General features: G+C 73.7%; 26 protein-coding genes and 4 pseudogenes. 7 read left to right on the forward strand and 23 right to left on the reverse strand.

Annotated elements, in window-relative coordinates:
- Positions 1-212: 212 nt before the first annotated feature.
- Positions 213-1220, reverse strand: coding sequence for a polysaccharide deacetylase family protein (locus tag ACOBQU_RS15405; RefSeq protein ID WP_423627485.1), 1008 nt, complete (start codon positions 1218-1220; stop codon positions 213-215).
- A gap of 90 nt (positions 1221-1310) precedes the next feature.
- On the opposite strand from ACOBQU_RS15405, the gene ACOBQU_RS15410 reads away from it, so the two are divergent.
- Complete coding sequence (locus tag ACOBQU_RS15410; protein ID WP_423627486.1) at positions 1311-2516, forward strand: class I SAM-dependent methyltransferase; 1206 nt, start codon at positions 1311-1313, stop codon at positions 2514-2516.
- A gap of 125 nt (positions 2517-2641) precedes the next feature.
- On the opposite strand, the gene ACOBQU_RS15415 is transcribed toward ACOBQU_RS15410, so the two are convergent.
- Positions 2642-4141 carry an MFS transporter gene (locus tag ACOBQU_RS15415; protein WP_423627488.1) on the reverse strand — a complete coding sequence of 500 codons (1500 nt, stop codon included), beginning with the start codon at positions 4139-4141 and terminating at the stop codon, positions 2642-2644.
- Positions 4142-4280: 139 nt separating this feature from the next.
- Between ACOBQU_RS15415 and ACOBQU_RS15420 the strand changes: the two genes are divergently transcribed.
- Positions 4281-5036, forward strand: a complete 756-nt coding sequence (locus ACOBQU_RS15420) for a TetR/AcrR family transcriptional regulator (protein WP_423627490.1) — start codon at positions 4281-4283, stop codon at positions 5034-5036.
- Between the two features lie 104 nt (positions 5037-5140).
- On the forward strand, positions 5141-6220 hold the full coding sequence (locus tag ACOBQU_RS15425; RefSeq protein WP_423627492.1) for a hypothetical protein: 1080 nt from the start codon (positions 5141-5143) through the stop codon (positions 6218-6220).
- A gap of 24 nt (positions 6221-6244) precedes the next feature.
- On the opposite strand, the gene ACOBQU_RS15430 is transcribed toward ACOBQU_RS15425, so the two are convergent.
- From ACOBQU_RS15430 to tsaB, 4 genes are read right to left on the reverse strand one after another with little or no spacing between them, the layout of a single operon-like run.
- On the reverse strand, positions 6245-6502 hold the full coding sequence (locus tag ACOBQU_RS15430; RefSeq protein ID WP_423627494.1) for a hypothetical protein: 258 nt from the start codon (positions 6500-6502) through the stop codon (positions 6245-6247).
- The gene (gene tsaD / locus ACOBQU_RS15435) at positions 6499-7626 is read right to left on the reverse strand and encodes a tRNA (adenosine(37)-N6)-threonylcarbamoyltransferase complex transferase subunit TsaD (RefSeq protein WP_423627496.1); all 1128 of its coding nucleotides are present in this window, start codon (positions 7624-7626) and stop codon (positions 6499-6501) included. Before tsaD ends, ACOBQU_RS15430 begins: the two co-directional genes overlap by 4 nt.
- The gene (gene rimI / locus ACOBQU_RS15440; protein ID WP_423634515.1) at positions 7619-8188 is read right to left on the reverse strand and encodes a ribosomal protein S18-alanine N-acetyltransferase; all 570 of its coding nucleotides are present in this window, start codon (positions 8186-8188) and stop codon (positions 7619-7621) included. Before rimI ends, tsaD begins: the two co-directional genes overlap by 8 nt.
- A gap of 47 nt (positions 8189-8235) precedes the next feature.
- Entirely contained in the window at positions 8236-8892 is a 657-nt protein-coding gene (tsaB, locus tag ACOBQU_RS15445) for a tRNA (adenosine(37)-N6)-threonylcarbamoyltransferase complex dimerization subunit type 1 TsaB (RefSeq protein ID WP_423627498.1), read from the reverse strand.
- Between the two features lie 102 nt (positions 8893-8994).
- On the opposite strand from tsaB, the gene ACOBQU_RS15450 reads away from it, so the two are divergent.
- A complete protein-coding gene (locus tag ACOBQU_RS15450; protein WP_423627500.1) occupies positions 8995-9543 on the forward strand; it encodes a hypothetical protein in 549 nt (182 codons plus the stop codon).
- Between the two features lie 218 nt (positions 9544-9761).
- Here the strand turns inward: ACOBQU_RS15450 and ACOBQU_RS15455 are convergent, their stop codons facing one another.
- From ACOBQU_RS15455 to ACOBQU_RS15480, 6 genes and pseudogenes are all read right to left on the reverse strand, one after another.
- The gene (locus tag ACOBQU_RS15455; RefSeq protein WP_423627502.1) at positions 9762-9929 is read right to left on the reverse strand and encodes a hypothetical protein; all 168 of its coding nucleotides are present in this window, start codon (positions 9927-9929) and stop codon (positions 9762-9764) included.
- A gap of 137 nt (positions 9930-10066) precedes the next feature.
- Entirely contained in the window at positions 10067-10543 is a 477-nt protein-coding gene (gene tsaE, locus ACOBQU_RS15460) for a tRNA (adenosine(37)-N6)-threonylcarbamoyltransferase complex ATPase subunit type 1 TsaE (RefSeq protein WP_423634517.1), read from the reverse strand.
- A 69-nt stretch (positions 10544-10612) separates the two neighbouring features.
- Positions 10613-11847, reverse strand: a pseudogene (locus tag ACOBQU_RS15465) (alpha/beta fold hydrolase).
- A gap of 55 nt (positions 11848-11902) precedes the next feature.
- Positions 11903-13042 (reverse strand): alanine racemase, encoded by a 1140-nt coding sequence (gene alr, locus ACOBQU_RS15470; RefSeq protein ID WP_423627504.1) that lies wholly within the window; start codon positions 13040-13042, stop codon positions 11903-11905.
- A gap of 118 nt (positions 13043-13160) precedes the next feature.
- Positions 13161-14606, reverse strand: coding sequence for an NAD(P)H-hydrate dehydratase (locus ACOBQU_RS15475; protein WP_423627506.1), 1446 nt, complete (start codon positions 14604-14606; stop codon positions 13161-13163).
- A 137-nt stretch (positions 14607-14743) separates the two neighbouring features.
- Positions 14744-15112, reverse strand: coding sequence for a holo-ACP synthase (locus ACOBQU_RS15480; protein ID WP_423627508.1), 369 nt, complete (start codon positions 15110-15112; stop codon positions 14744-14746).
- Positions 15113-15174: 62 nt separating this feature from the next.
- Here ACOBQU_RS15480 and coaA point away from each other — a divergent pair, with 62 nt between their 5' ends.
- Together coaA and ACOBQU_RS15490 are read left to right on the forward strand one after the other, a co-directional pair.
- Complete coding sequence (gene coaA / locus ACOBQU_RS15485; protein WP_423627509.1) at positions 15175-16173, forward strand: type I pantothenate kinase; 999 nt, start codon at positions 15175-15177, stop codon at positions 16171-16173.
- A gap of 33 nt (positions 16174-16206) precedes the next feature.
- A complete protein-coding gene (locus ACOBQU_RS15490) occupies positions 16207-17157 on the forward strand; it encodes a DUF389 domain-containing protein (protein ID WP_423627511.1) in 951 nt (316 codons plus the stop codon).
- On the opposite strand, the gene glmM is transcribed toward ACOBQU_RS15490, so the two are convergent.
- The 4 genes and pseudogenes from glmM to ACOBQU_RS15510 form a co-directional block, all read right to left on the reverse strand.
- A complete protein-coding gene (gene glmM, locus ACOBQU_RS15495; protein ID WP_423627513.1) occupies positions 17154-18512 on the reverse strand; it encodes a phosphoglucosamine mutase in 1359 nt (452 codons plus the stop codon). The genes ACOBQU_RS15490 and glmM overlap by 4 nt on opposite strands.
- A gap of 127 nt (positions 18513-18639) precedes the next feature.
- Entirely contained in the window at positions 18640-19155 is a 516-nt protein-coding gene (gene rpsI, locus ACOBQU_RS15500; protein ID WP_423627515.1) for a 30S ribosomal protein S9, read from the reverse strand.
- Between the two features lie 41 nt (positions 19156-19196).
- Positions 19197-19640, reverse strand: coding sequence for a 50S ribosomal protein L13 (gene rplM, locus ACOBQU_RS15505; RefSeq protein WP_019329618.1), 444 nt, complete (start codon positions 19638-19640; stop codon positions 19197-19199).
- A gap of 492 nt (positions 19641-20132) precedes the next feature.
- Positions 20133-21338 (reverse strand): annotated as a pseudogene (locus ACOBQU_RS15510) (glycosyltransferase 87 family protein); the annotation flags it as partial.
- 74 nt (positions 21339-21412) lie between these two features.
- On the opposite strand from ACOBQU_RS15510, the pseudogene ACOBQU_RS15515 reads away from it, so the two are divergent.
- Positions 21413-22260, forward strand: a pseudogene (locus tag ACOBQU_RS15515) (hypothetical protein).
- Positions 22261-22264: 4 nt separating this feature from the next.
- Here ACOBQU_RS15515 and truA read toward each other — a convergent pair.
- The 7 genes and pseudogenes from truA to infA form a co-directional block, all read right to left on the reverse strand.
- The gene (truA, locus tag ACOBQU_RS15520; protein WP_423627517.1) at positions 22265-23119 is read right to left on the reverse strand and encodes a tRNA pseudouridine(38-40) synthase TruA; all 855 of its coding nucleotides are present in this window, start codon (positions 23117-23119) and stop codon (positions 22265-22267) included.
- Positions 23120-23256: 137 nt separating this feature from the next.
- A complete protein-coding gene (gene rplQ, locus ACOBQU_RS15525; protein WP_423627519.1) occupies positions 23257-23745 on the reverse strand; it encodes a 50S ribosomal protein L17 in 489 nt (162 codons plus the stop codon).
- An 80-nt stretch (positions 23746-23825) separates the two neighbouring features.
- Positions 23826-24847, reverse strand: a pseudogene (locus tag ACOBQU_RS15530) (DNA-directed RNA polymerase subunit alpha).
- A 178-nt stretch (positions 24848-25025) separates the two neighbouring features.
- Positions 25026-25430: a 30S ribosomal protein S11 gene (rpsK, locus tag ACOBQU_RS15535; RefSeq protein WP_003948617.1), complete on the reverse strand. Its 405-nt coding sequence runs from the start codon at positions 25428-25430 to the stop codon at positions 25026-25028.
- 66 nt (positions 25431-25496) lie between these two features.
- Complete coding sequence (gene rpsM / locus ACOBQU_RS15540; protein ID WP_190134814.1) at positions 25497-25877, reverse strand: 30S ribosomal protein S13; 381 nt, start codon at positions 25875-25877, stop codon at positions 25497-25499.
- A 203-nt stretch (positions 25878-26080) separates the two neighbouring features.
- Entirely contained in the window at positions 26081-26194 is a 114-nt protein-coding gene (gene rpmJ / locus ACOBQU_RS15545; RefSeq protein WP_003948619.1) for a 50S ribosomal protein L36, read from the reverse strand.
- 59 nt (positions 26195-26253) lie between these two features.
- Positions 26254-26475 (reverse strand): translation initiation factor IF-1, encoded by a 222-nt coding sequence (gene infA, locus ACOBQU_RS15550; protein ID WP_003948620.1) that lies wholly within the window; start codon positions 26473-26475, stop codon positions 26254-26256.
- Between the last annotated feature and the right edge of the window lie 39 nt (positions 26476-26514).

The raw sequence follows: 26514 nt of genomic DNA on the forward strand, positions 1-26514 counted from the left end.
GGGTTCCGCGCCGGGCGCGCCGGGGGCCCCGGCGCGGGGCGGTCCGGCGTCCAAGGCCCCGCTCGCCGCGCGGGACGGCGGCCCGCAACTGGGCCGGGTCGGCCCGGGTGAGATCTTCTCGGCCGCCTTCCGCCCGAGCCGCTCGATCGGGTCAACCGACGGGGCACAGCCCGTCAGGAGCACCGCCAGGAGCGCCGCGCCCGCGTACCGCCTCACAGGTAGTCCTCCAGGCGGGCCACGGCGTACCCCCTGTCGGTGGCCGTCTTCAGGAACGTGCGGATCATGTCCGGCATCGTTCCCTTCCAGTCGCCGCGGCCCCGGAAGTGCGTGAGGACGATGTCGCCGGGGTGCAGGTCGCGGTCCCACTCGCGCCACTCCATATGGTCGGCGAACGCCTCCGCCGCCCACAGCGGCACCGCCCGGACCCCGCAGGACTTGGCGGCGCGCAGGGTGTCGCGGTTGTAGTTGCCGTACGGCGGCCGGAACAGCTCGGGCCGCTTGCCGTAGCGGCGCTCGATGACGTCCTGCATGCCGCAGATCTCGCGCCGCTGCGCCTCGTACGAGAGCCCGGGCAGGAAGCGGTGGTTGAGGGTGTGGTTGTTCAGTACGACGCCCCGGCCCTGCATCCGCTTGAAGTACCCGTAGTCCTCCTTGACGAGGTAGTCGCTGAGGAACGCGGTGTACGGGATCTTCAGCTCGGTCATCATGCGCAGGAACGCCGGGTCCTTCTCGGCGCCGTCGTCGACGGTCAGGAAGACCACCCGGTCCTTGGTGGGGACGGTGGTGAACACCGGCGGCAGCTCCGCCTGGCCCTGGACCTCGAAGCCCTCGCGGGTGGTCAGGGGCGGCTTGACGGCGGGCGGCGCGGGGGGCGTCAGGGGCACCTTCGCCAGGCCCCAGCGCTTCGCGGCGGCGGCCCGGGCGGCGTGGCTGGCCCGCAGGTCCCGGGCGTACTCGCGCAGGGCCTGGGCGGGCGGGGCGAGCCGGGGCTGCTGGCCGTGCGCGGCGGGGGCGCCCTCGTCCCCGCCGCCACCGCCTCCGCCTCCGCTCTCCGACGCGCAGCCGGAGGCCACGGCGGTGGCGAGGAGCGCGGCGCCCGCGAGGAGCGTGCGCCGCCCGCGCCTCGCGGTCCCTCGCGCGCCCCGCCGCGCGGTCCGCGCCCCGGCCCGCTCCGCGATCCCTCGTGCGGCTGATTGTGCCTTTTGTCCTACTAGTCGCATGGCGCCGGATCTTCGCAGCTCACGGGCCTGGTACGGGGCCGACACCGCCGCCGGACGCGCACCTTCCTCCGACTGGCCCACAATGGGCCGGTGAACGCTCCGCACGATCCGCAGCCCTCCGTGACCGCCTTCGCCGCGCTCCTCACCGCCGAGGGCGCCGCCCTGCTCGACGCCGTCCGCGACGTCGCACCGGCCGACGAGCTGGCGGTCGCGACCCGGCTGCGCCGCGAGCACCCCGCCGACCTGGTCTCGGCGGCGCTCGCGCAGGCGCGGCTGCGGCAGCGGGCGGTGGCGAAGTTCGGCGTGGCGGACGCCGCGCGGATGTTCTTCACGCCGCACGGCGTCGAGCAGTCCACGCGCACGTCCGTGGCGACGTACCGGGCGCGGCGCTTCACGGACCTCGGCGTGCGCCGGGTCGCCGACCTGTGCTGCGGCGTCGGCGGTGACGCGATCGCCCTCGCGCGCGCCGGAATCGCCGTGCTCGCCGTCGACCATGACCCGCTGACCTGCGCCGTCGCGCGCGCCAACGCCGCAGCCCTCGGCCTGGACGACCTCATCGAGGTGCGCGAGGCGGATGTGACGGAGGTGGACACCGCCGGGTACGACGCCGTCTTCGTGGACCCCGCCCGGCGCGGCGGGCGCGGCCGGATCTTCGACCCCGAGGCGTACTCGCCGCCGCTGTCCTGGGCCGTGGCCGCCGCCCGCGAGGCCCCCCGCGCCGCCCTGAAGATCGCACCCGGCATCCCGCACGAGGCCGTCCCCGACGAGGCCGAGGCCGAGTGGATCTCCGACGGCGGGGACGTGAAGGAGGCGGTGCTGTGGTTCGGCGGGGACGCGCCCGGCGCGCACCGGGCGACGCTGCTCCCCTCGGGCGCCACGGTGTGCGCCCCGCGCGCCGCCATGCTTCCCGACCCTCCGGTCCGGCCGGTCGGACGCTATCTGTACGAGCCGGACGGGGCCGTCATCCGGGCCCATCTGGTGGCGGAGGTGGCCGCGCGGGTCGAGGGCGGGCTCATCGACGAGACCATCGCGTACGTCACGTCCGACGCCGCCGTCCCCACGCCGTACGCCACCGCGTACGAGGTCACGGATGAACTCCCCTTCAACGTGAAGAAGTTGAAGGCATTGCTGCGGGAGCGGGAGGTCGGCGTCCTGACGGTGAAGAAGCGGGGGTCGGCGGTGGAGCCGGAGGAACTCCGCCGCAAGGTGAAGCCCCGGGGGCCCGGGTCCGCCACGGTCATCCTCACCCGCGTGGCGGGCGCCCCCACGATGCTCCTGGCCCACCCCGTCCGCTGAGCGCCGGACGGTTTCAGCCCGCCCGGCGTTTGAGGGCGAGCGCGCAGCGCGACAGATTCAGCCCGTCCGGCGTTTGAGGACGAGGCCGCCAGGCCGATGCTTGTCGGGGTTCTAGGGGCTGGCCCCTAGTTCGGGGAGGGGCGGGTCCGGGGCGCCCCCGCGAGGGCCCGGCGGCCGCCGTGCAGCACCGCCGTCGCCAGCGCCGCCGCCACCAGCAGCCCCGACGCCACCGCGAACGCGGCCGCGTACCCGTCCGCGAGGGCCGCCACCCCGCGCCCCGGGCCCGTGGCGCTGGCCGCGACCGTCACCAGGACCGCGAGCCCGATCGAACCGCCCAGCTGCCGCGAGCTGTTGAGCAGGCCCGACGCCATGCCGGTCTCCTCCGGGGCGACCCCGGACGTGGCCGCCGCCCCCAGCGGCACGAAGCACAGGCCGATGCCGACGCTCGCCACCAGCGAGGGCCCGAGGATCGAGCCGACGAAGGTGCCGCCCGCCTCGACGGTCGCCGCGAACCAGGCGAACCCGGCCGCGCCGAGCAGCCCGCCCGCCACCAGCAGCGCCCGCTCGCCGACCCGGCCGACCGCGCGGGTGGCGACCGCGGTGCCCGCGACGACGCCCGCGCAGAACGGCAGGAAGGCGGCCCCGGCGCGCGTGGGCGCGTACGCCAGGACCTGCTGGAGGTAGAGCGAGGTGAAGTAGAACGCGGCGAACTGGCCCGAGGACATCAGCAGCGCGAACACGTTCGCGGACGCCACCGGGCGGTGGGCCAGCAGTCCGAGCCGCAGCAGCGGCTGCCGCGCGCGCCGCGCCCCGCGTATCTCGACGGCGCAGAAGGCGGCGAGGAGCACGGCCGCCGCCGCGAGGGTGGCGAGGGTGCTCGCCGAGGCCCAGCCGTGGGACTCGGTGCGCACCAGGCCGAGGACGAGGGCCGAGGTGCCCGCGGTGACCAGGAGCGCCCCGGCGACGTCCAGGCGGGGGGCGCCCGTCGTCCGGTGGTCGGCGGGGACGCCGGGCCGGGTGGCGGCGAGCGCGGCCAGCACCACCGGCACGTTGACCAGCATCACCGAGCGCCAGCCCACCCAGTCGGTGAGCAGCCCGCCCGCCATGATCCCGACGGCGCCGCCGAGCGCGCCCGACGCGCCCCACAGGCCGAGCGCCCTGGCCCGGGCGGGCCCCGCCGGGTAGTGGACGGTGATCAGGGCGAGCGCCACGGGCGCGAGCGCGGCCGCCCCGGCGCCCTGCACCGCGCGGGCCGCGACGAGCTGCCCCGGGCTCTGCGCGAGCCCGCCCGCGAGGCTCGCGACGCCGAAGACCACGAAGCCGACGACCAGCGTGCGGCGGCGCCCCATCAGGTCGGCGAGGCGCCCGCCGAGCATCAGCAGCCCGCCGAACGCGAGCGCGTAGGCGTTGACGACCCAGGTCAGCGACTCGGGCGCGAAGCCCAGGTCGGTGCCCATGTCCGGCAGGGCGATGTTGACGACGGACATGTCGAGGGAGACGAGGAACTGCACGGTGAGCAGGACGGGCAGCAGCAGGGCGCCATGCGGCGGGGCGTCGTGCGAAGGGGAGCCAGGCGGCGGGGAGCCGTGCCGCGGGGAGCGGTGCCGTGGGGGTGAGTTCGTCATGCTCCGCAGATTACTATACGCGTATAGAAATCCATCGGGAGCTGTCCCCGCGACCGTCCCCCACGACCGCCCCCGCGCCCGGCGGCCCGCCCCGCCCCTCCGCCAGGGGCGGCCGGAGCGCGGACGGGACAATGGGGGCGTGGCAGCGGAAGCAGAAGCGGAACGGCCGGGCGGCAGCGGGAACACCCGCCCGGCGGCGAAGAAGCGCGGCGTCGGGCGGCCCCGGCGCATCGACCCGGACGCGATCGTCGACGTCGCGCGGCGCGTCCTGCGGGAGGAGGGCGTCGCGGCCCTGAGCATGCGGCGCGTCGCCAAGGAGGTCGGGGCCACCCCCATGGCCCTCTACCACCACGTCCGCGACAAGGACGAGCTGCTGATGCTCGCCCTGTCCGGCACGGCGGCCACCCTGCCCCGCCCCGAACTGCCCGAGGACCCGCGCGACCGGATGGTCGCCGTCGCCGTCCACATGCACGCCGTCCTGGACGAACTGCCCTGGGTGGTCGAGGTGCTGCGGCTCGGCGGGCTCACCGACCCGGGCGCGCTGTGGATGGTCGACGAGATCGTCGGCTCCGCGATCGCCTGCGGCCTGACCCCCGCCGAGGCCGTGCACGCCTACGGCACCCTGTGGCACTGCGTGTACGGCAGCCTGGTCTTCCGCCGCGCCCTCGCCCACCGCGCCGAGGACCCCCCGCGCACCCGGCACTTCCCCGACATGCTCACCGACGCCGACGCCGCCGAACTGCCCTACCTGGCCGCGCTCGCCGACCGCTGGACGGAGCTGACCGCCGCCTACGACGTGACCCGCCAGCTGGAGGCGGTCGTTGACGGCCTCCTCGGCCGCGCCACCGGCCCCCGGCGCGCCGAGGACACCGGACCGCAACCGGACGCACCGTAGACAGCGTGGTGACATGAGCAGTACATAGGGCACACCGACGGAGACGGGGGGCACGGATGGCCATGCCAGGCCAGGTCCAGGCCGGACACGGCATACCGGGACGGGTGGCACCGCACCACGCGCCGACGCTCCAACTCGCGGGCGCGGGCGTCCTGTTGTACGCGCTCGCCGCCGTGAGCTGGATCGTGTACGAGACCCAGGACATCGCCGACACCGACGAGCGCGTCTCCTTCAAGGCCCTGTACGACCCGCGGCAGTTGCTGCCGCTCCAGGCGCAGACCCAGTACGACTGGGCGTTCCTGGCGGCGGCCGCGGTCGTCGGCGCGCTCGCGCTGGGGCGGCTGCGGGCGGCGCGCGGCGCCCTCGCGCTGCTCGCCGCGGTCCTGCTCGGCCTGGGCGTCCGGGAGCTGATCGGGCTCATGGCCTCGGACCGCTACCGCGACATGATCACCGAGATCGGCTACGGCAAGGCCCTGCTCACCTTCCGGATCGCGGGCCTGGTCCTGGCCTGCCTGCTGTGGGCGGCCGTCGCCCGCACCCGCCAGGCGGCGGGCGGCGCCCCGGCCCACCCGGCCGCGCCGCCCCGGCCGCCCTACCCGGCCGCCGCGGGACACCCCGCCGACGCCCCGCCGCCGCCCGCGTACGCCCCGTACCCGACGTACCCGCCGTACCCGTCACACGGCCCCTACGGCGCCCCGCCGCACGGCGGCGGCCCCCGCCCGGTGCGGCCCGGCCCGGTGGTGGCGGGCCTCGCGCTGCTGCTGTGCGGCGTCAACGGCCTGGGCTGGCTGATCTACACCCTCACCCGGGACGAGATCTACTTCATCGGCCTGAGCGGCGGCTACGGCCAGGACAACGACGCGGGGGAATTCTTCCGGACCGCGTTCGACGCCTCCCACGGCCACCCGCTCCCGTACACCTTCTACTACCTGGCCGTGATCGTCCTGCCGCTGGCGGTCGGCGCCCTGCTGCTCGGCGGGCACCGCGCGGCGCGCGGCGCCGGGGTGGTGCTGGCGCTGGTCCTGGTCTACCTCGACCTGCGCGGCCTGGTCCCGGGCTTCGACGACGGCTTCGACCCGTACGTCAACACGACGGTCGGCACCTGGGCCCTGTGGACGTCGGCCGCCACGATCCTGCTGGGGGCGGTCGCGGCGCTGGCGCTGCTCAGCACGCGCACCGAGTAGCCCGCCCCGGCCGGTGACGGCGCGTCAGCCCTCGCCCAGCGACTCGAACCGCCACCGGTGCGGCGGCCGGGTCACCAACTCCCCCGGCGGCTCGGGCAGTTCGGGCAGCGCGGCGTCGGGGGCCGCGTCCCACCAGGTGATGACGAGGACCCGGTCCTGCGGCGCCCGGAACGTCTCGCGGCGCAGCGGCTCGCCCGCCAGGGCCTGCGCCCGCGCCCAGTCGAGCAGTTCGGGCCCGCGCCCCTCGGCGGCGCGGGCCTCCCACATCAGCGCGACGCTCATGAGTACAGGTTGTCCTTGCTGACCTCGTGCACGTGGTCGTGGTCGTGGGTGTGGGTGTGCGCGCCGGGTACGTGCGGCTCGGTCACCGGCAGCGACGAGTCCGCCGACAGCCCCAGGTCCGACGACGGCCGGTTGCGGGCCACCATCTCCGCGCCGAGCGCGGCGACCATCGCGCCGTTGTCCGTGCACAGCTTGGGCCGCGGCACCCGCAGCCGGATGCCCGCCCGCTCGCACCGCTCCTCGGCGAGCGCCCGCAGCCGGGTGTTGGCGGCCACGCCACCGCCGATCATCAGGTGGTCGACGCCCTCGTCCTTGCAGGCCTTCACGGCCTTGCGGGTCAGCACGTCCACGACCGCCTCCTGGAAGGACGCGGCGACGTCCCGCACCGGCACGTCCTCGCCCGCGGCCCGCTTGGCCTCGATCCAGCGGGCCACGGCCGTCTTCAGACCGGAGAAGGAGAAGTCGTACGCCGGGTCGCGCGGCCCGGTGAGCCCGCGCGGGAACGCGATCGCCTCCGGGTCGCCCTCGCGCGCGTACCGGTCGATGACCGGGCCGCCGGGGAAGCCCAGGTTCAGCACCCGGGCGATCTTGTCGAAGGCCTCGCCCGCCGCGTCGTCGATGGTCGCGCCCAGCGGACGGACGTCGGAGGTGATGTCCGTGGACAGCAGCAGCGACGAGTGCCCGCCCGACACCAGCAGCGCCATCGTCGGCTCCGGCAGCGAGCCGTGCTCCAGCTGGTCCACGCAGATGTGCGAGGCCAGGTGGTTCACGCCGTACAGCGGCTTGCCCAGCGCGTACGCGTACGCCTTGGCGGCCGAGACGCCCACGAGCAGCGCGCCCGCGAGGCCGGGCCCGGCGGTGACGGCGATCCCGTCGAGGTCCCGCGCGCTCACCCCGGCGTCCTTCAGGGCCCGCTGGATCGTCGGGACCATCGCCTCCAGGTGCGCGCGCGAGGCGACCTCGGGCACGACGCCGCCGAACCGCGCGTGCTCGTCGACGCTGGAGGCGACGGCGTCGGCGAGCAGCGTGGTGCCGCGCACGACGCCGACGCCGGTCTCGTCGCAGGAGGTCTCGATGCCGAGGACGAGGGGCTCGTCGCCGGTGCGGGAGCGGGGGTCAGCCATGGATCTCGGTTCCTTGTACGCCGTTCGCGGGCCCGTCGCCGGGGCCGTTCGGGGAGCTGTCGGGGGCCGTGGGTGCCGCGGGGGCCGCCGGGGCGGCGGCCGGGTCGGACAGGCGCATCACCAGCGCGTCCACGTTGCCCGGCTGGTAGTAGCCGCGCCTGAAGCCGATGGGCTCGAAGCCGAAGCGCTCGTAGAGCTTCTGCGCGCGCGTGTTGTCGACGCGCACCTCCAGCATCACCTCGGTGGCCTCGAAGGCCTGCGCGTGCCGCAGCAGCTCGGTGAGCAGCCGGGAGCCGAGCCCGGTGCCCCAGTGGTCGCGGGCCACGGCGATGGTCTGCACGTCGGCGGCGACCGCGTCACCGCCCTCGGAGTCGGTGCCCGCGACCGCGAGCCCGCCGTAGCCGACGAGGCGCTCGCCCTCGTACGCCACCAGATAGCGGCGGGTGGAGCCGGGGCCGCGCGCGTGCGCAAGCTCGGACCAGAACATGCCGCGCGACCAGGCGTCCTCCGGGAACAGCTCCTTCTCGAGGGCGAGCACGGGGTCGATGTCCCACCAGCGCATCTCGCGCAGGACGGCGGCGTCGGGGCTCGTCACGGTGGTCTCCGCGGTCACTTCGGGGTGACCACCTTGTAGTTCTTGGGCACCTGCGCGTCGGGGCGGCGCAGGTACAGCGGGCGCGGTTCGAGCAGTTCCTCACCGGCGGCGAGGCGCTCCGCGGCGAGCGCGGCGAGGGCGGCGGCCGACACGTGCTCGGGGCCGCGGGCGTCCCCGAAGGCGTCCGGGTAGAGCGTGGCGCCCGCGCCGACCGCGGGGAGCCCCGCGACCTGCTCGGCGATGTCCGCGGGCCGGTCCACGGCGGGCCCGCCGACGCGCGTCCGCGGGTCCTCGTACCGCGCCCAGTAGACCTCCTTGCGCCGGGCGTCCGTGGCGACGACGAAGGGGCCGGACTCGATGCCCGACGCGTACGCCAGGCCGTCGAGGGTGCACACCCCGTACACCGGCACGCCGAGCGCGAGGCCGAAGGTGTCGGCGGTCATCAGGCCCACCCGCAGGCCGGTGTACGGCCCCGGGCCCACTCCGACGACGACGGCGGTGACCGCGTCGAGTCTCACGCCCGCGTCGGCGAGAACGCGGTCGACGGCGGGCAGCAGCAGCTCACCGTGGCGGCGGGCGTCGACCTGACGCGACTCGGCGACGACAGCGGTCCCGTCGTGCAGGGCGACGGTGACGGCGGGGGTTGCGGTATCCAGAGCGAGCAAGAGCACGCGAACAGCCTACGGCTCCGCGGCCCCGCGCACGGCCGCCCCGGCCGGGCACGCGCCTGCTGCTACCGTCACCTCATAGCCGTACGTGGAATGAGGTGGGGCATGTCCAGGAGCAGCTCGGGATTCGTGGCCGGGCTCACCGCGGCGGCGCTCGCCGTGGTCGGCTTCCTCGCCTACCAGGCCTCCGCCAGCGCGCCGGACGACCTGAACGCGCGCCCCGACAAGTCCCCGACCGCCCCCACGCGCGACCCCGGCGACAAGCGCGACCCGCTGGTGCTGCCGGGCGGCTCCGGCAGCGGCAAGCGCGTCGTGTACTCCCTGGGCGCCGACCGCGTCTGGCTGGTCGGCGAATCCGGCAAGGCCAAGCGCACGTACAAGGTCACGCCGAGCACGGTCGACCCCTCGGTCGGGCAGTACACGGTGACGTCCCGCTCCGGTCAGGTCACCGGCTCCGACGGCGTCCAGATCGAGCACGTCGTCCGCTTCACCAGCGTCGACGGCGTCGCCATAGGGTTCAGCGCGGCGCTCGACGGCTCCACGGAGAAGCCCGATCCGGGCAAGAAGACGGGCGGCGTGCGGTCGTCCCGCGAGGACGGCAACGCGATGTGGGACTTCGCGATCATCGGCACGAAGGTCGTCGTCGTCCGGTAGTCGCCGCTCCGCGGCTCGTCCTCACGCGCCGGACCGGCTCTTCCCTCCCCCACCCGCCCGCCCTTCATCGCGCTGACGCGCTCGTCCTCAAACGCCGGACGGGCTTGGCCGTCGTGCTGGCACGGCTCGGCCGGGGCCGTTCGGATGGGGCTGCGCCCCTTTCCCCCGCGTTGGCGCTTCGCGCCTCGTCCTCAAACGCCGGACGGGCTCTTTCCCTGTCAGGCCGCCTCGCGTTCTGACGGGGGTTCCGGGGTCGTGGTGGCGGGGGCCGGGGGAGGCGTGGAGATGGCTGTGGCGGCGGCGCAGGACGCCAGGAGGTCGCTCATCGAGCAGCCGTCCGACGGCTGCGCCGCACGGGGCTGCGCGTCACGTTCTGAAGCCGACATGGACGCCTCCTGGGGCTTCGGGGGCAGACGTGGTTAGGCAGGCCTAACCAGGACCGGTATCCATGTGACCACGCCCGGCGCCCGCCGCGCAACATCTTGCCGACGGCCTGTCGGGAAATACGGGCGGCCGGGACCGCTCAGGCCGCGAGCACCGTCAGGTCCGTGTCCTGCCAGCGCGCCCCCACGCCCCGCAGCGTCACCTCGCGCCCCTCGTCCGCCGTGTCCCCGACCGCGCGGTCGATGACGACGTGCAGCCGGTCGTCGGAGAGATCCTCGACCTTGCCGTCGCCCCACTCGACGACGACCACCGAGTCCGGCAGCGACACGTCCAGGTCCAGGTCCTCCATCTCGTCGAGCCCGCCGCCCAGGCGGTACGCGTCGACGTGCACCAGCGCCGGGCCGCCGACGAGGGAGGGGTGGACGCGGGCGATGACGAACGTCGGGGACGTCACGGCGCCCCGCACCCCGAGCCCCTCGCCGAGCCCGCGGGTCAGCGTGGTCTTCCCCGCGCCCAGCTCACCGGTGAGCATGACGAGGTCCCCCGGACGCAGGACCTTGGCGAGGCGGCGCCCCAACTCCCCCATCCGCTCGGGAGAGTCGACCCGGATCTTCAGGGGGCTGCCGGGGGAACGGTGCTGTGCGGTGCTTCCATACCGCCAACGGTAACGGGGTGCCGGGGGGCTTCAGCCCCCTACGTTCCGGGAAGGGGCGGGCCTGGGGCGCCCCCGCGAGGCCCCCGCCCGCTCCAGCAGCTCCCCAAGGCGGTCCGTCACCGCGTCGGGGTGCTCCAGCATCACCAGGTGCCCGGCGTCCGGCACGAGCGCCAGCTCCGCCCCCGGCAGCAGCCCGGCGATGACCTCGCTGTGCTCGCTGGGCGTGACCAGGTCCCGCTCCCCGGCGAGCACAAGGACCGGCACGTCCGCGAAGTACTTGAGCGCGTCCGCCTTGTCGTGCTCGGCGAACGCCGGGTAGAACTCCGCGACCACGTCGATCGGCGTGGACTCGATCATCCGCTCGGCGAACCGCGCGACCCCCGGGTCGACGTCCTTCGACGAGAACGAGTAGCGCTTGATGACCCCCGCGAACAGGTCGGCCGTGGCCCGCCGCCCCCGCTCCACCAGCTCGGCCTGCGTACCGAGGGCCCGCAGCACCCCGGGCAGCACGCGCCGCACGGCGTTCACCCCGGCCACCGGAAGCCCGTAGTTCACCTCGCCGAGCCGCCCCGACGACGTACCGACGAGCGCGACGCCGACGACCCGCTCCCGGATCAGGTCGGGGAACTGCGCGGCGAGCGCCATCATCGTCATGCCGCCCATGGAGTGCCCGACGAGCACCAGCGGCCCCTTGGGCGCGGCGGCGTCGATGACGGCCTTCAGGTCCCGGCCGAGCCGGTCGATGGAGACGGGCTCGCGGTCGTGGAGCTGGGCCATGCCGCGGCCCGAGCGGCCATGGCTGCGCTGGTCCCAGTACACGGCCCGGACCACGCCGCGCAGCGCGGCGCGCTGGAAGTGCCAGGAGTCCTGGCTGAGGCAGTAGCCGTGGCTGAAGACGACGGTGACGGGCGCGGACGCCCCGGCCCCGGCGGCGCCCCCGCACCGGCCTGCCCGGTCTCCTCGGTCTCGTCGGCCTCGTCGGCCTCGTCGACCTCGTACGACAGCTCCGTGCCGTCGTCCGCGTACGCCTTCCCCGGCATGCCGCGCAGTGAGCCGAACGGGCCGGAGGCGTCGAGGGCGAGGCGGGCCCGGCGGCGCATGGCGCGCCCGACGGTCAGCCGTTCGATGGCGACCCCGGCGGCGGCGCCCGCCGCGACCACGCCCAGGGCGGCGCCCGCGAGCCCGGCCCGCCGCCAGCGGGTCACCGTGCCGCCCGCTTCGGCCACCGCCTCCGCGGCGGCCGCCCCCGTGCTGACCTCACCCACGTGCCGCTCCCCTTCCGTCGTCCGTCGTCGGTCGCCGGTGCCGCTGCCCCCGCGGCTACTCGTTCAGGTAGACGCGCGGCACGCGGGCGCCGATGCGGGTGACGATCTCGTACGCGATGGTGCCCGCCACGCGCGCCCAGTCGTCGGCGGTCGGCTCGCCCCGGTCGCCGGGGCCGAAGAGGATCGCCTCGCTGCCGACGGGCGGCTCGTCGCCGCCGAGGTCGACCACGAACTGGTCCATCGCGATCCGCCCGGCGGCCGTGCGCCACTTGCCGTCGACGAGGACCGGGCCCGCGCCGGAGGCGTGCCGGGGGATGCCGTCGCCGTACCCGGCGGGGACGAGGCCGAGGGTGGTCTCGCCGGGGGTGGTGTAGTGGTGGCCGTAGCTCACGCCGTGGCCCGCGGGGGCGTGCTTGACGTGGGCGAGGGACGCGGCGACCGTCATGACCGGGCGCAGGCCGAAGTCCTGGGGCACGCCGATCTCGGGGCTCGGCGAGACGCCGTACATGGCGATGCCGGGGCGGACCAGGTCGAAGTGGGCCTCGGGGAGCGTCAGGGCCGCCGGGGAGTTCGCGATGTGCCGCACCTCGGGGCGTATGCCCTGGTCCTCGGCGTACGCCACCATGTCGCGGAACACGCCGAGCTGGGCGGCGATCGAAGGGTGCCCCGGCTCGTCGGCGCACGCGAAGTGCGACCACAGGCCGGTGACGGAGAGCAGGCCCTCGGCCTCGGCGCGCAGCGCGGCGGCGATCAGCTCGGGCCAGTCGGCGGGCATGCAGCCGTTGCGCCCGAGGCCGGTGTCGGCCTTGAGCTGGACGCGGGCGGTACGGCCCGCGGCCCGCGCGGCGGCCAGGGCCTCGCGCAGCGCCCACATGCCGCTCACCGACACGTCGACGTCCGCCTCGATGGCCTCCCGCCAGGGCCCGCCGGGCGTCCACAGCCAGCACATGACGCGGCCGCCGACACCGGCCGCCCGCAGCGCGAGGGCCTCCTCGGGCGTGGCCGTGCCCACCCAGGTGGCGCCCGCGTCGAGCGCGGCTCGCGCGGACGGGACCATTCCGTGCCCGTATCCGTCCGCCTTGACCACGGCCATGAACGCGGCGCCGGGCGCGTGGGCGCGCAGCGTGCGCACATTGGCACGGAGGGCGGCGAGGTCGATCTCGGCGCGCACGCGCGGCAGTGCTGTCTCAGTCATCGCAGCCCAGTCTCTCAGAGACCCCGGCCGACCCCGGCCCGCCTACGCTCCACGCTTGCCCGCGCGCTGGGCCGGGCGGCGAGCCCGTGCGGGAACGACCGCGTGGCGGGGCACGTGCTCAACCGCGTACGTCCCGCCACGCCGCGGGAATCGCGTCCGCCACGTCCTGCGCCGCCACCGGCGCCCCGTCCGCCGCGTGCCGCGCGGCGAGCCCGTGCAGGAACGCGGCCGTCGACCCGGCGTCCAGCGCCCCGAGCCCCGCCGCGAGCAGCGACCCGGCGAGGCCCGAGAGGACGTCGCCGCTGCCCGCGGTGGCCAGCCAGGAGGTGCCCGTGGCGTTGACCCGCGCCGCGCCGCCGTCGGGCCCGGCGACCAGGGTGGTGGACCCCTTGAGCAGCACCGTGGCCGCGTACCGCCGCGCCAGCTCGCGGGCGGCGTCCAGGCGGGCGGCCTCGACCTCGTCGCGGGCGGCGCCGAGCAGCGCGGCGGCCTCGCCCGCGTGCGGGGTCAGCAGGGTGGGTGCCGTGCGCCGCCGCACCGCCGCCGCGTCGGCGAGCCGCAGCCCGTCGGCGTCGATGAGCACCGGCACGTCGGCGGCCACCACGTCCGCGAGGCGGTCCCCGTCGTCCCCGAGGCCCGGCCCGGCCACCCACGCCTGCACGCGGCCCGCCTTCGCCGGGGGCCCGGCGGACACCAGCGCCTCGGGGAAGCGGGCGATGACCGCGTCGGCGGCGGGCCCCACGTACCGGACCGCCCCGGCGCCGCCGCGCAGCGCGCCCGCGACCGCGAGGACGGCGGCGCCCGGGTAGCGGGCGGACCCGGCGACGACGCCGACGACGCCGCGGCGGTACTTGTCGCTCTCGGCGCCCGGCAGCGGAAGCAGCCGCTCCACGTCGGCGTACTGAAGGGCCTGGACCGCGGGCCCGCTGGCGGCCAGTTCGGGGCCGAGCCCGATGTCGACGAGGTGCACCGAGCCCGCGTACGCCCGCGCCGGATCGATCAGCAGGCCCGGCTTGTACGTTCCGAACGTCACCGTCACGTCCGCGCGCACCGCCTCGCCGCGCACCTCGCCCGTGTCGGCGTCCACGCCGCTCGGCAGGTCGACGGCCACGACGGTCGCCCCGGACCCCTCGGCGGCGCGGGCCAGCTCGGCGGCGCGGGGGCGCAGGCCGCCCTTGCCGCCGATGCCGACGACGCCGTCCACGACGAGGCGGGCGGCGGCGACGACCGCCGTCGCGTCCGGGGACGCGGCGTCGAGGGTGCGGCCGCCCGCGCGGCGCAGGGCCGCGAGGCCGCCCTGGTGCGTGCGCTCCGGCGCCAGGAGCACGGCGGTCACGCCCGCGCCCCTGCGGGCGAGGCGGGCGCCCGCGTACAGGGCGTCCCCGCCGTTGTCGCCGCTGCCGACGAGGAGGGCGACGCGGGCGCCGTACGTCCGGCCGAGCAGGCGCGCGCAGGTCGCGGCGAGCCCGGCGGCGGCGCGCTGCATCAGCGCCCCCTCCGGCACCCGAGCCATCAGCCGCCCTTCGGCGGCCCGCACGTCCCCCACGAAGTACGCAGTACGCATCCCCCAAGTCTCCCGCACCCACCCGCACCCGCCAACGGCGACGATCCCCGACGAGGAGCGCCCACCTCGCAACCTGGGAGCCACGGGCGGGCGGGTGGGAAGGAAGGCCCCCCACGAACCCGCAGTCGCGAACGGCGCTACCCCTCCGCCACCACCACCGCGGACGCGACCCCGGCATCGTGGCTCAGGGACACATGAAACCCCCGCACCCCCAGCGCCTCCGCCCGCGCGGCCACCGTGCCCGTCACCCGCAGCCGCGGCTGCCCCGACTCCTCCACGTACACCTCGGCGTCCAGCCACCGCAGCCCGGGCGGCGCCCCCAGCGCCTTGGCCACCGCCTCCTTCGCCGCGAACCGCGCCGCGAGCGAGGCGGGCCCGCGCCGCTCGCCGCTCGGCAGCCGCAGCTCCCCCTCGCAGAAGAGCCGCCCGGCGAGGCCCGGCGTCCGCTCCAGCGACGCGGCGAACCGGTCGATCTCGGCCACATCGATACCCACGCCAATAATCACGCCGGAAGAGTACGTGACACACCCCACCCGCACGCCTGTTCAAACAGCCGTAACAATGGACTGTGATCTCACCGGTCTCACTGCCTCCCAAGGGCGCCCACCGGCACAAGCCGGAGGCGACCCCGTACGTCGACCTCACCCGCGACGAGTGGAGCGCGCTGCGCGAGAAGACGCCGCTGCCGCTCACCGCGGAGGAGGTGGAGAAGCTGCGCGGCCTCGGCGACGTCATCGACCTCGACGAGGTGCGCGACATCTACCTGCCGCTGTCCCGGCTGCTCAACCTGTACGTGGGCGCCACCGACGGCCTGCGCGGCGCCCTGAACACCTTCCTCGGCGAGACCGGCGGCAAGGCCTCGCAGTCCGGCACGCCGTTCGTCATAGGCGTCGCGGGGTCCGTCGCCGTCGGCAAGTCCACCGTCGCCCGCCTCCTCCAGGCCCTGCTCTCCCGCTGGCCGGAGCACCCGCGCGTGGAGCTGGTCACCACCGACGGCTTCCTGCTGCCCACCAAGGAGCTGGAAGCCCGCGGCCTGATGTCCCGCAAGGGCTTCCCCGAGTCGTACGACCGCCGCGCCCTGACCCGCTTCGTCGCCGACATCAAGGCGGGCAAGGACGAGGTGACGGCGCCCGTCTACTCCCACCTCATCTACGACATCGTCCCCGGCCAGCGCCTCACCGTCCGCCGCCCCGACATCCTGATCGTCGAGGGCCTGAACGTGCTCCAGCCCGCCCAGCCCGGCAAGGACGGCCGCACCCGCGTGGGCCTCGCCGACTACTTCGACTTCTCCGTGTACGTCGACGCCCGCACCGAGGACATCGAGCGCTGGTACCTGAACCGCTTCCGCAAGCTGCGCGCGACGGCCTTCCAGAACCCGTCCTCGTACTTCCGCAAGTACACGCAGGTCTCCGAGGAGGAGGCCCTCGACTACGCCCGCACCACCTGGCGGACCATCAACAAGCCGAACCTGGTGGAGAACGTGGCGCCCACCCGCGGCCGCGCCACGCTCATCATCCGCAAGGGCCCCGACCACAAGGTGCGCCGCCTGAGCCTGCGCAAGCTCTGAGCCCGCCCGTCAGCGGGGCGTTAGGGTGCGGGCATGCTCCATCTGCGCCTGATCACCCCGGCGGACCGGACGGACGCCGTGGTGCGGCTGATCGAGTCGACCCCGGGCACCACCCACCTCGCCGTGGTGCCGGGCGCCGCCCGCAACCCGGCGGGCGACATCGTCCTGTGCGACGTCGCCCGGGAGGCGGGCGACGAACTCCTCGGCGGCCTGCGCGCCCTGGAGATCGACCGGCTCGGCTCGATCGCCCTGGAGAACATCGACCTGTCGCTCTCGCTGCGTGCCGACAAGGCGGAGCACGAGGCGCCGGGCGAGGGCGCGGACGCGGTCCTGTGGGAGCACCTGGCGGACGCCACGCACGAGGAGTCCACGCTCTCCGTCACGTACGTCGCCTTCATCACGCTCGCCACGATGATCGCCGCCTGCGGCGTGGTCCTGGACAACGCGATCCTGATCGTCGGCGCGATGGCGGTGGGCCCGGAGTTCGGGCCGCTCGCGGGCTTCTGCACGGCGCTGGTGCAGCGCGCCCCGCGCCTGGCGCTGCGCTCGCTGATCGCCCTCGTCGCGGGCTTCGCCGTGGCCATGGCGGTGACGGTGGGCTTCAGCTTCTTCATGGACGCCGTGGACCTCTTCGACCGGGAGGCCCTGGAGGCCAAGCGGCCCAACACCAACTTCATCTACCGGCCCGACTGGTTCTCCTTCGTCGTGGCCGTCCTCGCGGGCGCCGCGGGCACGCTGTCGCTGACCTCGGCGAAGTCGGGCGCGCTCGTCGGCGTCGCGATCTCGGTGACGACGGTCCCGGCGGCGGCGAACGCGGCGGTCGCCTTCAGCTACGACGAGTACCGCCAGGCCTGGGGCTCCACCGAGCAGCTGCTGCTGAACCTGCTCGGCATCGTCCTCGCCGGCACGCTCACGCTGCTCGCCCAGAAGCTGCTCTGGGCGCGGCAGCGCGAGCGCACCGCGAAGGGGCTCGGCGCGTCCTAGCCGAGGGCGGCCTTGACCGCGTCGGCGAGGTGCTCGGCCACGGCACGGGCCTGCTCCAGGTCGGCGGCCTCGACCATGACGCGCACCAGCGGCTCGGTGCCGGAGGGCCGAAGCAGCACCCGGCCGGTCTCGCCCAGCTGGCGCTCGGCGTCGGCGACGGCGGCGGCCAGCTCCGGGGAGGTCTTCACTCGGGACTTGTCGACGTCGGGCACGTTGATCAGGACCTGCGGCAGGCGCTCCATCACGGACGCCAGGTCCCTCAGGTTCCGCCCGGTCTCGGCGACGCGCGCCGCGAGCAGCAGGCCGGTCAGCGTGCCGTCGCCGGTCGTGGCGTGGTCCAGGGCGATGACGTGCCCGGACTGCTCGCCGCCGAGCGCGTACCCCTGGGCCTTCATCTCCTCCAGGACGTACCGGTCGCCCACGGCCGTCTGCACCAGCCGCAGCCCCTCGCGCTCCATGGCGAGCTTGAAGCCGAGGTTCGACATGACCGTGGCGACCACCGTGTCGTGGCGCAGCACGCCCCGCTCGCGCATGCCGAGGGCGAGCACGGCGAGGATCTGGTCGCCGTCGACCTCCGCGCCCGTGTGGTCCACGGCCAGGCAGCGGTCGGCGTCCCCGTCGTGCGCGATGCCGAGGTCGGCGCCGTGCTCGACGACGGCGGCCTGGAGCTGCTCCAGGTGCGTGGAGCCGCAGCCGTCGTTGATGTTCAGGCCGTCCGGCTCGGCGCCGATCGTGATGATCTCCGCCCCGGCCCGCGCGAAGGCCTCCGGGGACACCCGGGACGCGGCGCCGTGCGCCTCGTCCAGGACGATCTTCAAGCCGTCGAGGCGGTTGGGCAGGACGCCGATAAGGTGCGCGACGTACTGGTCGAGGCCCTGGTCGTACGTCGTCACGCGGCCGACGCCCGCACCCGTGGGGCGCTCCCAGGGAGCCCCCGTCCGGTGCTCCTCGTACACGGCCTCGATGCGGTCCTCAAGGTCGTCGGCGAGCTTGTGGCCGCCGCGGGCGAAGAACTTGACGCCGTTGTCCGGCATGGCGTTGTGGCTGGCGGACAGCATCACGCCGAGGTCGGCGCCCAGCGCGGCGGTGAGATGGGCCACCGCGGGGGTGGGCAGCACACCGACGCGCAGGACGTCCACACCGGCACTGGCGAGGCCCGCGACGACCGCGGCCTCCAGGAACTCCCCGGACGCCCGCGGGTCCCGTCCGACCACCGCCTTGGGGCGATGGCCCTCGAAGGTCCCCGCTTCGGCGAGCACATGCGCCGCGGCGACCGAGAGGCCGAGCGCCAGCTCCGCCGTCAGGTCCGCGTTGGCGACACCGCGCACGCCGTCCGTGCCGAAGAGTCGTCCCACTGCTGTCCTCCATTGCGTTCCAGCGGGCGCCGCCCCGGGCGCCCGCCACGGGCGGTGCCTTAACGATGAACGCCCCGGCAGCACACAGGTGCCGCCGGGGCGAACGAGAAGTACAAACAGGCAGCGATTAGCGCTTGCTGTACTGCGGGGCCTTGCGGGCCTTCTTGAGACCGGCCTTCTTGCGCTCGACCGCACGGTCGTCGCGGCGGAGGAAACCGGCCTTCTTGAGCGGGCCGCGGTTGTTGTCGACGTCGGCCTCGTTCAGGGCGCGGGCGACACCGAGACGGAGCGCACCGGCCTGACCGGAGACGCCGCCACCCGCGATGCGGGCGACCACGTCGTAGCGGTCGTCGAGCTCGAGCACCTTGAAGGGCTCGTTGACTTCCTGCTGGTGCACCTTGTTCGGGAAGTAGTCCTCAAGGGTGCGACCGTTGATCTTCCACTTGCCGGTGCCCGGGACGATCCGGACGCGGGCGATGGCGTTCTTGCGGCGGCCCAGGCCCGCGGCGGGCTGCGGGTCGCCGAAGCGCGCGGCGTTCGACTCCGAGGTGTACTCGCCCTCGATGGGCGCCTCGGACTCGGTGGTGTAGTGCTCGATGTCGACGGTCTCGTCGATCGGCTGCTCAGGGGTGGTCTCGGCCACGATGCTCCTCAGATTCTCTTCGTCTTAGGGGGTGGCCGGACTTACTGCGCGACCTGGGTGATCTCGAACGGCTGCGGCTGCTGCGCGCCGTGCGGGTGCTGGTCACCCTTGTAGACCTTCAGCTTCGAGAGCATCTGACGGCCCAGCGAGTTCTTCGGGAGCATGCCCTTGACGGCCTTCTCGATGGCCTTCTCGGGGTTCTTGTCGAGCAGCTCGTCGTAGCGGACGGAGCGCAGACCACCCGGGTAGCCGGAGTGGCGGTACGCCATCTTCTGGGTCCGCTTGTTGCCGGACAGGTGCACCTTGTCGGCGTTGATGATGATGACGAAGTCACCAGCGTCGACGTGCGGCGCGTAGATCGGCTTGTGCTTGCCGCGCAGGAGGGTGGCGGCAGTGGTGGCCAGGCGTCCCAGGACGACGTCCTGGGCGTCGATGACGTGCCACTGGCGCGTGACATCGCCGGGCTTGGGGCTGTACGTACGCACGGTTCGTAGCCTTCGCTTCTTCAGAGGTGGGTTTCCCATACGGTCCCGCGGGACCGGAGGGGAAGGGTCCTGACAAGGCCACCTCGGACGATGGACGACAGCCTTGGCGGACGTCGGCGACGCAACCTAGTCCTACCGCTGGTCATCGGCCCGGTGGGCCGGTGCAAGGCCCCTCACGTGAGTTTGAGAAGGCCATACACATAACGAACAGGCAGGATACCGGGGGTCCCCCAGCCGGGTCAAAACGGTCCCCTGGCGCGGGCGCCCCGCACCGCCCTCATCGCCGCTCCGCACCTCGCCCTCAAGCGCCGGGCAGGCTGAACCTGCCTCACTCACCGTCGTCGACTCTCCACGCCCCCGCCCGGCGTTTGAGGACGAGCGCGGAGCGCGACCATCAAGCCCGCCCGGCGCTTGAGGACGAGCGCGCAGCGCGAAATCAAGCCCGTCCGGCGTTTGAGGACGAGCCGCGGAGCGGCGATGAACGGGGGTGCCAGGGGGCGGAGCCCCATGGTTTCGGGAAAGGGGCGGGCCTGGGCGCCCCCCGCGAGGGCCCACGCCCACCCCGCGCCGGAACACCAGCACCGCCACCCCGCACAGCGTCACCCCGTCCCGGAAGGCCCGCCGCGTCAGCGGCTCAAGCCCCGGCCACACAAACCCCGGCACCTGCGGCACCAGCACCCCCCAGAACCACCCCGACCGCACCACCGCCCCCTCCCCCAGGCCCCCGGCCAGCAGCAGCGGCAGCACGACCAGCAGATAGTGGTCGTACGACGGCCGCGACACCAGGAACGCCGCCAGCATCAGCGCGACCCCTGTCTCCACCACCCGGCACACCCCGTCATCGCCCCGCCGCCACCGCGCCACCGCGCACCCCACCCCCACCAGCGCCCCCACCCCCGCGAGCAGCGACGCCGCCGCCTCCGGCACCCCGAGCCGCGCCAGCAGCACCCCCGGCGAGGCCTCGTAGAGCCGTACGAAGCGGTCGTCGCCGCGCAGCAGGAACGGCAGGGTCCGAGTGAGGAACCCGGCGGGATCCGGCAGCACCAGCGCCGACGCCACGGAGACCACCACCGGCACGCCCACGGCGAGCGCCAGCCCCCGCCACCGCCGCGCGAGGACGAAGAGCAGCAGGACAGGCAGGAGCAACGGCTTCACGGCCACGGCGGCCCCGACGACCGCCCCGGCCGCCCCCCACCGCCCCCGGCACGCGCACAGCAGCGCCAGCGGCAGCGCGAGCGCCGAGGCCACGGTCCAGTTGCCCAGCTCCACGAGGTGCGCGAACGGCGCGAAGCCGAGGGCGAGGCCGAGCAACCCGAGCACCGCGTACCGGCTGCGCCACGGCACCCCGTACACCCGCAGCGCGCACGCCCACCCGCCCGCGAGCGCCCCCACCACCCCGACCGGCACCAGCACCCGCACCAGCGCCCCCGGCAGCACGGCCTGCGGCACGGCCGCGAGCACCGCGCCCGGCAGGTAGAGGAAGTGCCGGTCGTCGTACGGGGAGCGCCCGTCGAGCCAGGCCCGCGCCGCCCGCACCACGATCGCGTTGTCCATGCCGCCGTCCGGAACCCGCCAGGCCATGCGCAGCACGAGCGCGGCCAGGACCCCGCTCAGCGCCAGCCACGCCTGCCAGGGGGCGGGCCGCAGCAGCCACCCCTCGACCCCGCCACCAGAGACATCCCTTTTGCCCGAGTACATGCCGGTCAGGCTAGGGCGAGAACCCGCCGCGACCCGGGCTCAACATCCGCACCCGCCCGTCTAAGATGCGGCCCATGAGCTTTGGGCAAGGGGGACCTCAGTGGGGTCCGGGGGCTCGGGCACCCCGGACTGGGCGGCGCTCGCCGAAGCCTCCGAGAAGCGCGCCCGCCGCCGCAAGTGGCTCCTCATCGGCGGCGGCGCCCTCGCCACCGCGGGCGTGGCCGCCGCCGTCGCCATCGGCGTCGTCTCGGCCAACAGCGACGACGCGTCCGCGTCCAACAAGCCCGCCAGCGAGCTGCCCACGTCCCCGGACATCCCCGGCACCAGCGAGGCCCCGGAGCCGTCCTTCGAGGCGACCACGCCCCCGCCCCCGCCGGACCCGAAGGACTACATCTCCAGCGCCAAGAAGGACAAGGCCCCGCTCAGCGCGGACATCCTGTTCCCCGGCACCAAGCTGACCTCCGGCGACCGCGTCTACAAGAAGGGCGCGACGGACGACAGCGCCAAGTGCGCCTCCGTCGCCCAGCCGGTCCTCGCCACCCTCCTCGTACGGAACAAGTGCACCGAGGTCCTGCGCGCCACCTACGCCCGCAAGGGCATCGCGGTCACCGTCGGCGTCGCCGTCTTCGACACCGAGGCCCAGGCCGCCCGGGTCAAGAAGCAGGCCGAGAAGGGCCTGATCACCTCGCTGCCCGGCAAGGGCGTCGGCACGTTCTGCCGCACGTCGGTGTGCCGCGGCACGTACAACGCGTACGGGCGCTACGCGTACTTCACCACCACCGGCTTCCTCAACGGCAAGGACGTCACGACGCGGGACCGCAAGGCCTACCGGGTCGGCGACGACCTGGCCCGCTTCGCCTTCCACCAGATCAACCGGCGCGGCGAGGCCCAGGCGTCCGCCGCCGCCAACAACCCCGAGTAGCCGGTCAGCAGCACCCGGCGGCGGGCAGCGTCCGCTTGTTCCGCGCCTGAGCGCTGCGCGCCGCGAGCAGCTCGTCCGCCGGGTAGCCGACCTCTTCGAGCGTCAGCCCGTGCGGCCGCACCACATGCACCGCCGAGTCCCGCACGCCCGCCGCGAGCACCTTCCCCGGCCAGTCGGGCGGCCGGTGCCCGTCGCCCACGAACAGCATGGCGCCCACCAGGGACCGCACCATGTTGTGGCAGAAGGCGTCGGCCCGCACGGTCGCCTCCAGGATCCCGTCCGGCCGCCGCTCCCAGCGCAGCTCCTGCAGCGTACGAATGGTCGTCGCGCCCTCGCGCCGCTTGCAGTACGCGGCGAAGTCGTGCTCCCCGACGAGCGCCCGCGCGGCCTCGTTCATGGCGTCCACGTCGAGCGTCCAGTCGTGCCACAGCACGTGCCCGCGCAGCAGCGGGTCGACGCCGCCGGGGTGGTCGGTCACGCGGTACGCGTACCGCCGCCAGATCGCCGAGAACCGCGCGTTGAACCCGGGGGGCGCCTCCTCCGCCTTCCACACCCGCACGTCGTGCGGCAGCCGCCCGGCGAGCCGCCGCAGCAGCTTCTCCCGGTGCTCGGCCCACACGCCCTCCGGCAGGTCGACGTGCGCCACCTGCCCCCGGGCGTGCACCCCGCTGTCGGTCCGCCCGGCCACGGTCAGCTCGTACGTCTCCGCGGACCGCGTCACCGTACGCAGCGCGTCCTCGATCTCCCCCTGGACGGTCCGCTGCCCCTCGCGCTGCCGCGCCCACCCGGAGAAGTCCCGGCCGTCGTACGAAAGATCCAACCGCACCCGGACGTACCCGGGCTCCACCTCATCACTCACCCGTGGATCCTCTCAGACAACACAAAAGCGGGCCCGCCCCGTAAGGGGCGGACCCGCAGCGCCCCGTAAGGGGCGCGGGGAACTGCGCGATCAACCACGATCCCGCAGCCGACGACACACAGTCCCCGGCAGAACGCTTACGCGTCCTTCGACTCCTCGGCAGCCTCATCGCCCTTGGTCGTGTCGACCTTGGCCTCAGAAACCTCGGCGTCCTTAGCGGCGCGCTTGGTCGCCGCCTCGGCCTCACCCGTGGCCTGCTGGGCCACGGTCAGGGCCTCCACCAGCTCGATGACGGCCATGGGCGCGTTGTCGCCACGGCGGTTACCGATCTTGGTGATGCGGGTGTAGCCACCCGGGCGGTTCTCGTAGCGCGGGCCGATCTCGGCGAAGAGCGTGTGGACGACGCTCTTGTCCGTGATGACCTGGAGCACCTGGCGGCGGTTGTGAAGGTCGCCCTTCTTCGCCTTGGTGACCAGACGCTCGGCGAACGGGCGCAGGCGGCGAGCCTTGGCCTCGGTCGTCGTGATGCGGCCGTGCTCGAAGAGATCCTTGGCGAGGTTCGCCAGCATCAGCTTCTCGTGCGCGGCGCTGCCGCCCAGACGGGCACCCTTGGTGGGCTTCGGCATGGTGTTTCTCCTAGTGATCTGCCCCGGCCGTATCAGGTACCGGGGTCAGGACCCCGAGGGCGGACGCCCCCGGGCAGCTATCAGTACTGCTCGGTCTCGACGAACCCGGCGTCCGCGTCGTCATCCGCGCCGAAGGCGTCCGCGGCGGCGGTCGGGTCGAAGCCGGGGGCGAGTCCTTCAGCGCGAGGCCCATCCCGTTGAGCTTCATCTTGACCTCGTCGATCGACTTCGCACCGAAGTTGCGGATGTCGAGCAGGTCCGCCTCGGAGCGGGCGACGAGCTCACCCACGGAGTGGATGCCCTCACGCTTGAGGCAGTTGTACGACCGAACGGTGAGCTCCAGCTCCTCGATCGGCAGCGCCAGGTCCGCGGCGAGGGCGGCGTCCGTCGGGGACGGGCCCATGTCGATGCCCTCGGCGTCGATGTTCAGCTCGCGGGCGAGACCGAACAGCTCGACCAGGGTCTTACCGGCGGACGCCATGGCGTCGCGCGGGCGCATGGCCTGCTTGGTCTCGACGTCGACGATCAGCTTGTCGAAGTCGGTGCGCTGCTCGACACGCGTGGCCTCGACCTTGTACGTGACCTTGAGGACCGGCGAGTAGATGGAGTCGACCGGGATGCGGCCGATCTCCTGGCCGACCTGCTTGTTCTGCACGGCGGAGACATAGCCGCGACCGCGCTCGACGGTCAGCTCCATCTCCAGCTTGCCCTTGCCGTTGAGCGTGGCGAGGACCAGGTCGGGGTTGTGCACCTCGACACCGGCGGGCGGGGCGATGTCCGCGGCGGTCACGAGGCCCGGGCCCTGCTTGCGCAGGTACATCACGACGGGCTCGTCGTGCTCGCTGGACACGACCAGCTGCTTGATGTTGAGGATGAGGTCGGTGACGTCCTCCTTGACGCCCGGCACGGTGGTGAACTCGTGCAGGACACCGTCGATGCGGATGGACGTGACCGCCGCACCCGGGATCGAGGACAGGAGGGTCCGACGCAGGGAGTTGCCGAGGGTGTAGCCGAAGCCCGGCTCCAGCGGCTCGATGACGAACCGGGAGCGGAACTCGTCGACGACCTCTTCGGTCAACGAGGGACGCTGAGCGATCAGCATGAAGTGTTTCCTTCAGTCAGGGGCACCCGCTATTTGATGCCCGACTAGTTACCAAGGGTACGGGCGGCACGGCCCGAAAGAGCCGTACCGCCCGGAAACCTCAGGTCAAGCGACGTACGAACGCCGGACGCGACGGCGCGGAACACCTCCGCTCGCGCGGAGGGCGCACCGAACGGCGTCAGACGCGGCGGCGCTTGGGCGGACGGCAGCCGTTGTGCGGGGTCGGCGTGACGTCCTGGATGGAGCCGACCTCCAGGCCCGTGGCCTGGAGCGAACGGATCGCGGTCTCGCGGCCGGAGCCCGGACCCTTCACGAAGACGTCGACCTTGCGCATGCCGTGCTCCTGCGCGCGGCGGGCAGCCGACTCGGCGGCCATCTGCGCGGCGAACGGCGTGGACTTGCGGGAGCCCTTGAAGCCGACGTGGCCCGCGGAGGCCCAGGAGATCACGTTGCCGGTCGGGTCCGTGATGGACACGATCGTGTTGTTGAACGTGCTCTTGATGTGCGCGTGGCCGTGAGCAACGTTCTTCTTTTCCTTGCGGCGCACCTTCTTGGCAGCGCCCTGACGACCCTTGGGGGGCATCTCTAACTCCTACGGGAGGTGGTCGGTCCTAGCAGCGTCAGCTGTCGTTAGACCGCTGAGCGAGGACTACTTCTTGCCCGGCTTCTTCTTACCGGCGATGGCGCGACGCGGGCCCTTGCGGGTGCGGGCGTTGGTGCTGGTGCGCTGACCGCGGACGGGCAGGCCACGGCGGTGACGCAGACCCTGGTAGCAGCCGATCTCGACCTTGCGGCGGATGTCGGCCTGGATCTCGCGACGGAGGTCACCCTCGGTCTTGATGTTCTGGTCCACGTACTCGCGGATCTTGACGAGGTCGTCCTCGGTCAGGTCGCGAACACGGGTGTTGCGGTCGACACCGGTGGCGTCCAGCGTCTGCTGGGACAGCGTCCGGCCGATGCCGAACACGTAGGTGAGGGCGACCTCGATGCGCTTGTCGCGCGGGAGGTCAACACCTTCAACGCGTGCCATTCATGGCTCCTGTGAATCTTCGGAGGTCTTCAGCAGAACCGCTCCCAGCCGCCGTCCCCTCCTGCGTGAGAAGGGTTGGTACGGACAGGGTCCCCGGCCTCCGACCGGGGGTGTCGCCCTCCATTACCTGATGGACCTGAAGAGGGACGGGTCCTGCATATGTGCTGTTACGTGCGTCGCGCGAAAATCTGCGAGTGCGTGCGTCAGCCCTGGCGCTGCTTGTGGCGCGGGTTGTCGCAAATGATCATGACCCGGCCGTGACGGCGGATCACCCTGCACTTGTCGCAGATCTTCTTGACGCTCGGCTTGACCTTCATGGGTGTGAGGTTCTCCGGGTCAGTGCCACCACCCCGCCGGAGCGGGATACGGGCAAGATCTACTTGTACCGGTAGACGATCCGGCCACGCGTCAGGTCGTACGGAGAAAGCTCCACCACGACCCGGTCGTCAGGGAGGATGCGGATGTAGTGCATGCGCATCTTGCCGCTGATGTGTGCCAGGACCTGGTGGCCGTTCTGGAGCTCGACCTTGAACATGGCGTTCGGCAGAGACTCGACGACAGTGCCCTCGATCTCGATGGCACCTTGCTTCTTGGCCACGCTTCGCCCTTCGAATCGACTACCTTGATCGACTCCTGA

Origin of the sequence: Streptomyces sp. G45 (assembly GCF_049542095.1) — a bacterium.
GTDB lineage: Bacteria > Actinomycetota > Actinomycetes > Streptomycetales > Streptomycetaceae > Streptomyces.

What these genes read in the sequence shown, in the direction of transcription:
- ACOBQU_RS15415 (WP_423627488.1), bottom strand. Translation starts at nt 4,141, where the DNA reads ATGACGAACTCACCCCCACGGCACCGCTCCCCGCGGCACGGCTCCCCG.
- rpsK (WP_003948617.1), bottom strand. Translation starts at nt 25,430, where the DNA reads ATGCCCCCCAAGGGTCGTCAGGGCGCTGCCAAGAAGGTGCGCCGCAAG.
- ACOBQU_RS15430 (WP_423627494.1), bottom strand. Translation starts at nt 6,502, where the DNA reads ATGAGCGTCGCGCTGATGTGGGAGGCCCGCGCCGCCGAGGGGCGCGGG.
- ACOBQU_RS15450 (WP_423627500.1), top strand. Translation starts at nt 8,995, where the DNA reads ATGTCCAGGAGCAGCTCGGGATTCGTGGCCGGGCTCACCGCGGCGGCG.
- ACOBQU_RS15475 (WP_423627506.1), bottom strand. Translation starts at nt 14,606, where the DNA reads ATGCGTACTGCGTACTTCGTGGGGGACGTGCGGGCCGCCGAAGGGCGG.
- alr (WP_423627504.1), bottom strand. Translation starts at nt 13,042, where the DNA reads ATGACTGAGACAGCACTGCCGCGCGTGCGCGCCGAGATCGACCTCGCC.
- ACOBQU_RS15455 (WP_423627502.1), bottom strand. Translation starts at nt 9,929, where the DNA reads ATGTCGGCTTCAGAACGTGACGCGCAGCCCCGTGCGGCGCAGCCGTCG.
- ACOBQU_RS15490 (WP_423627511.1), top strand. Translation starts at nt 16,207, where the DNA reads ATGCTCCATCTGCGCCTGATCACCCCGGCGGACCGGACGGACGCCGTG.
- rimI (WP_423634515.1), bottom strand. Translation starts at nt 8,188, where the DNA reads ATGCGCTGGTGGGACATCGACCCCGTGCTCGCCCTCGAGAAGGAGCTG.
- rpmJ (WP_003948619.1), bottom strand. Translation starts at nt 26,194, where the DNA reads ATGAAGGTCAAGCCGAGCGTCAAGAAGATCTGCGACAAGTGCAGGGTG.
- rpsM (WP_190134814.1), bottom strand. Translation starts at nt 25,877, where the DNA reads ATGGCACGCGTTGAAGGTGTTGACCTCCCGCGCGACAAGCGCATCGAG.
- tsaD (WP_423627496.1), bottom strand. Translation starts at nt 7,626, where the DNA reads ATGGCTGACCCCCGCTCCCGCACCGGCGACGAGCCCCTCGTCCTCGGC.
- ACOBQU_RS15405 (WP_423627485.1), bottom strand. Translation starts at nt 1,220, where the DNA reads ATGCGACTAGTAGGACAAAAGGCACAATCAGCCGCACGAGGGATCGCG.
- rplQ (WP_423627519.1), bottom strand. Translation starts at nt 23,745, where the DNA reads ATGCCGAAGCCCACCAAGGGTGCCCGTCTGGGCGGCAGCGCCGCGCAC.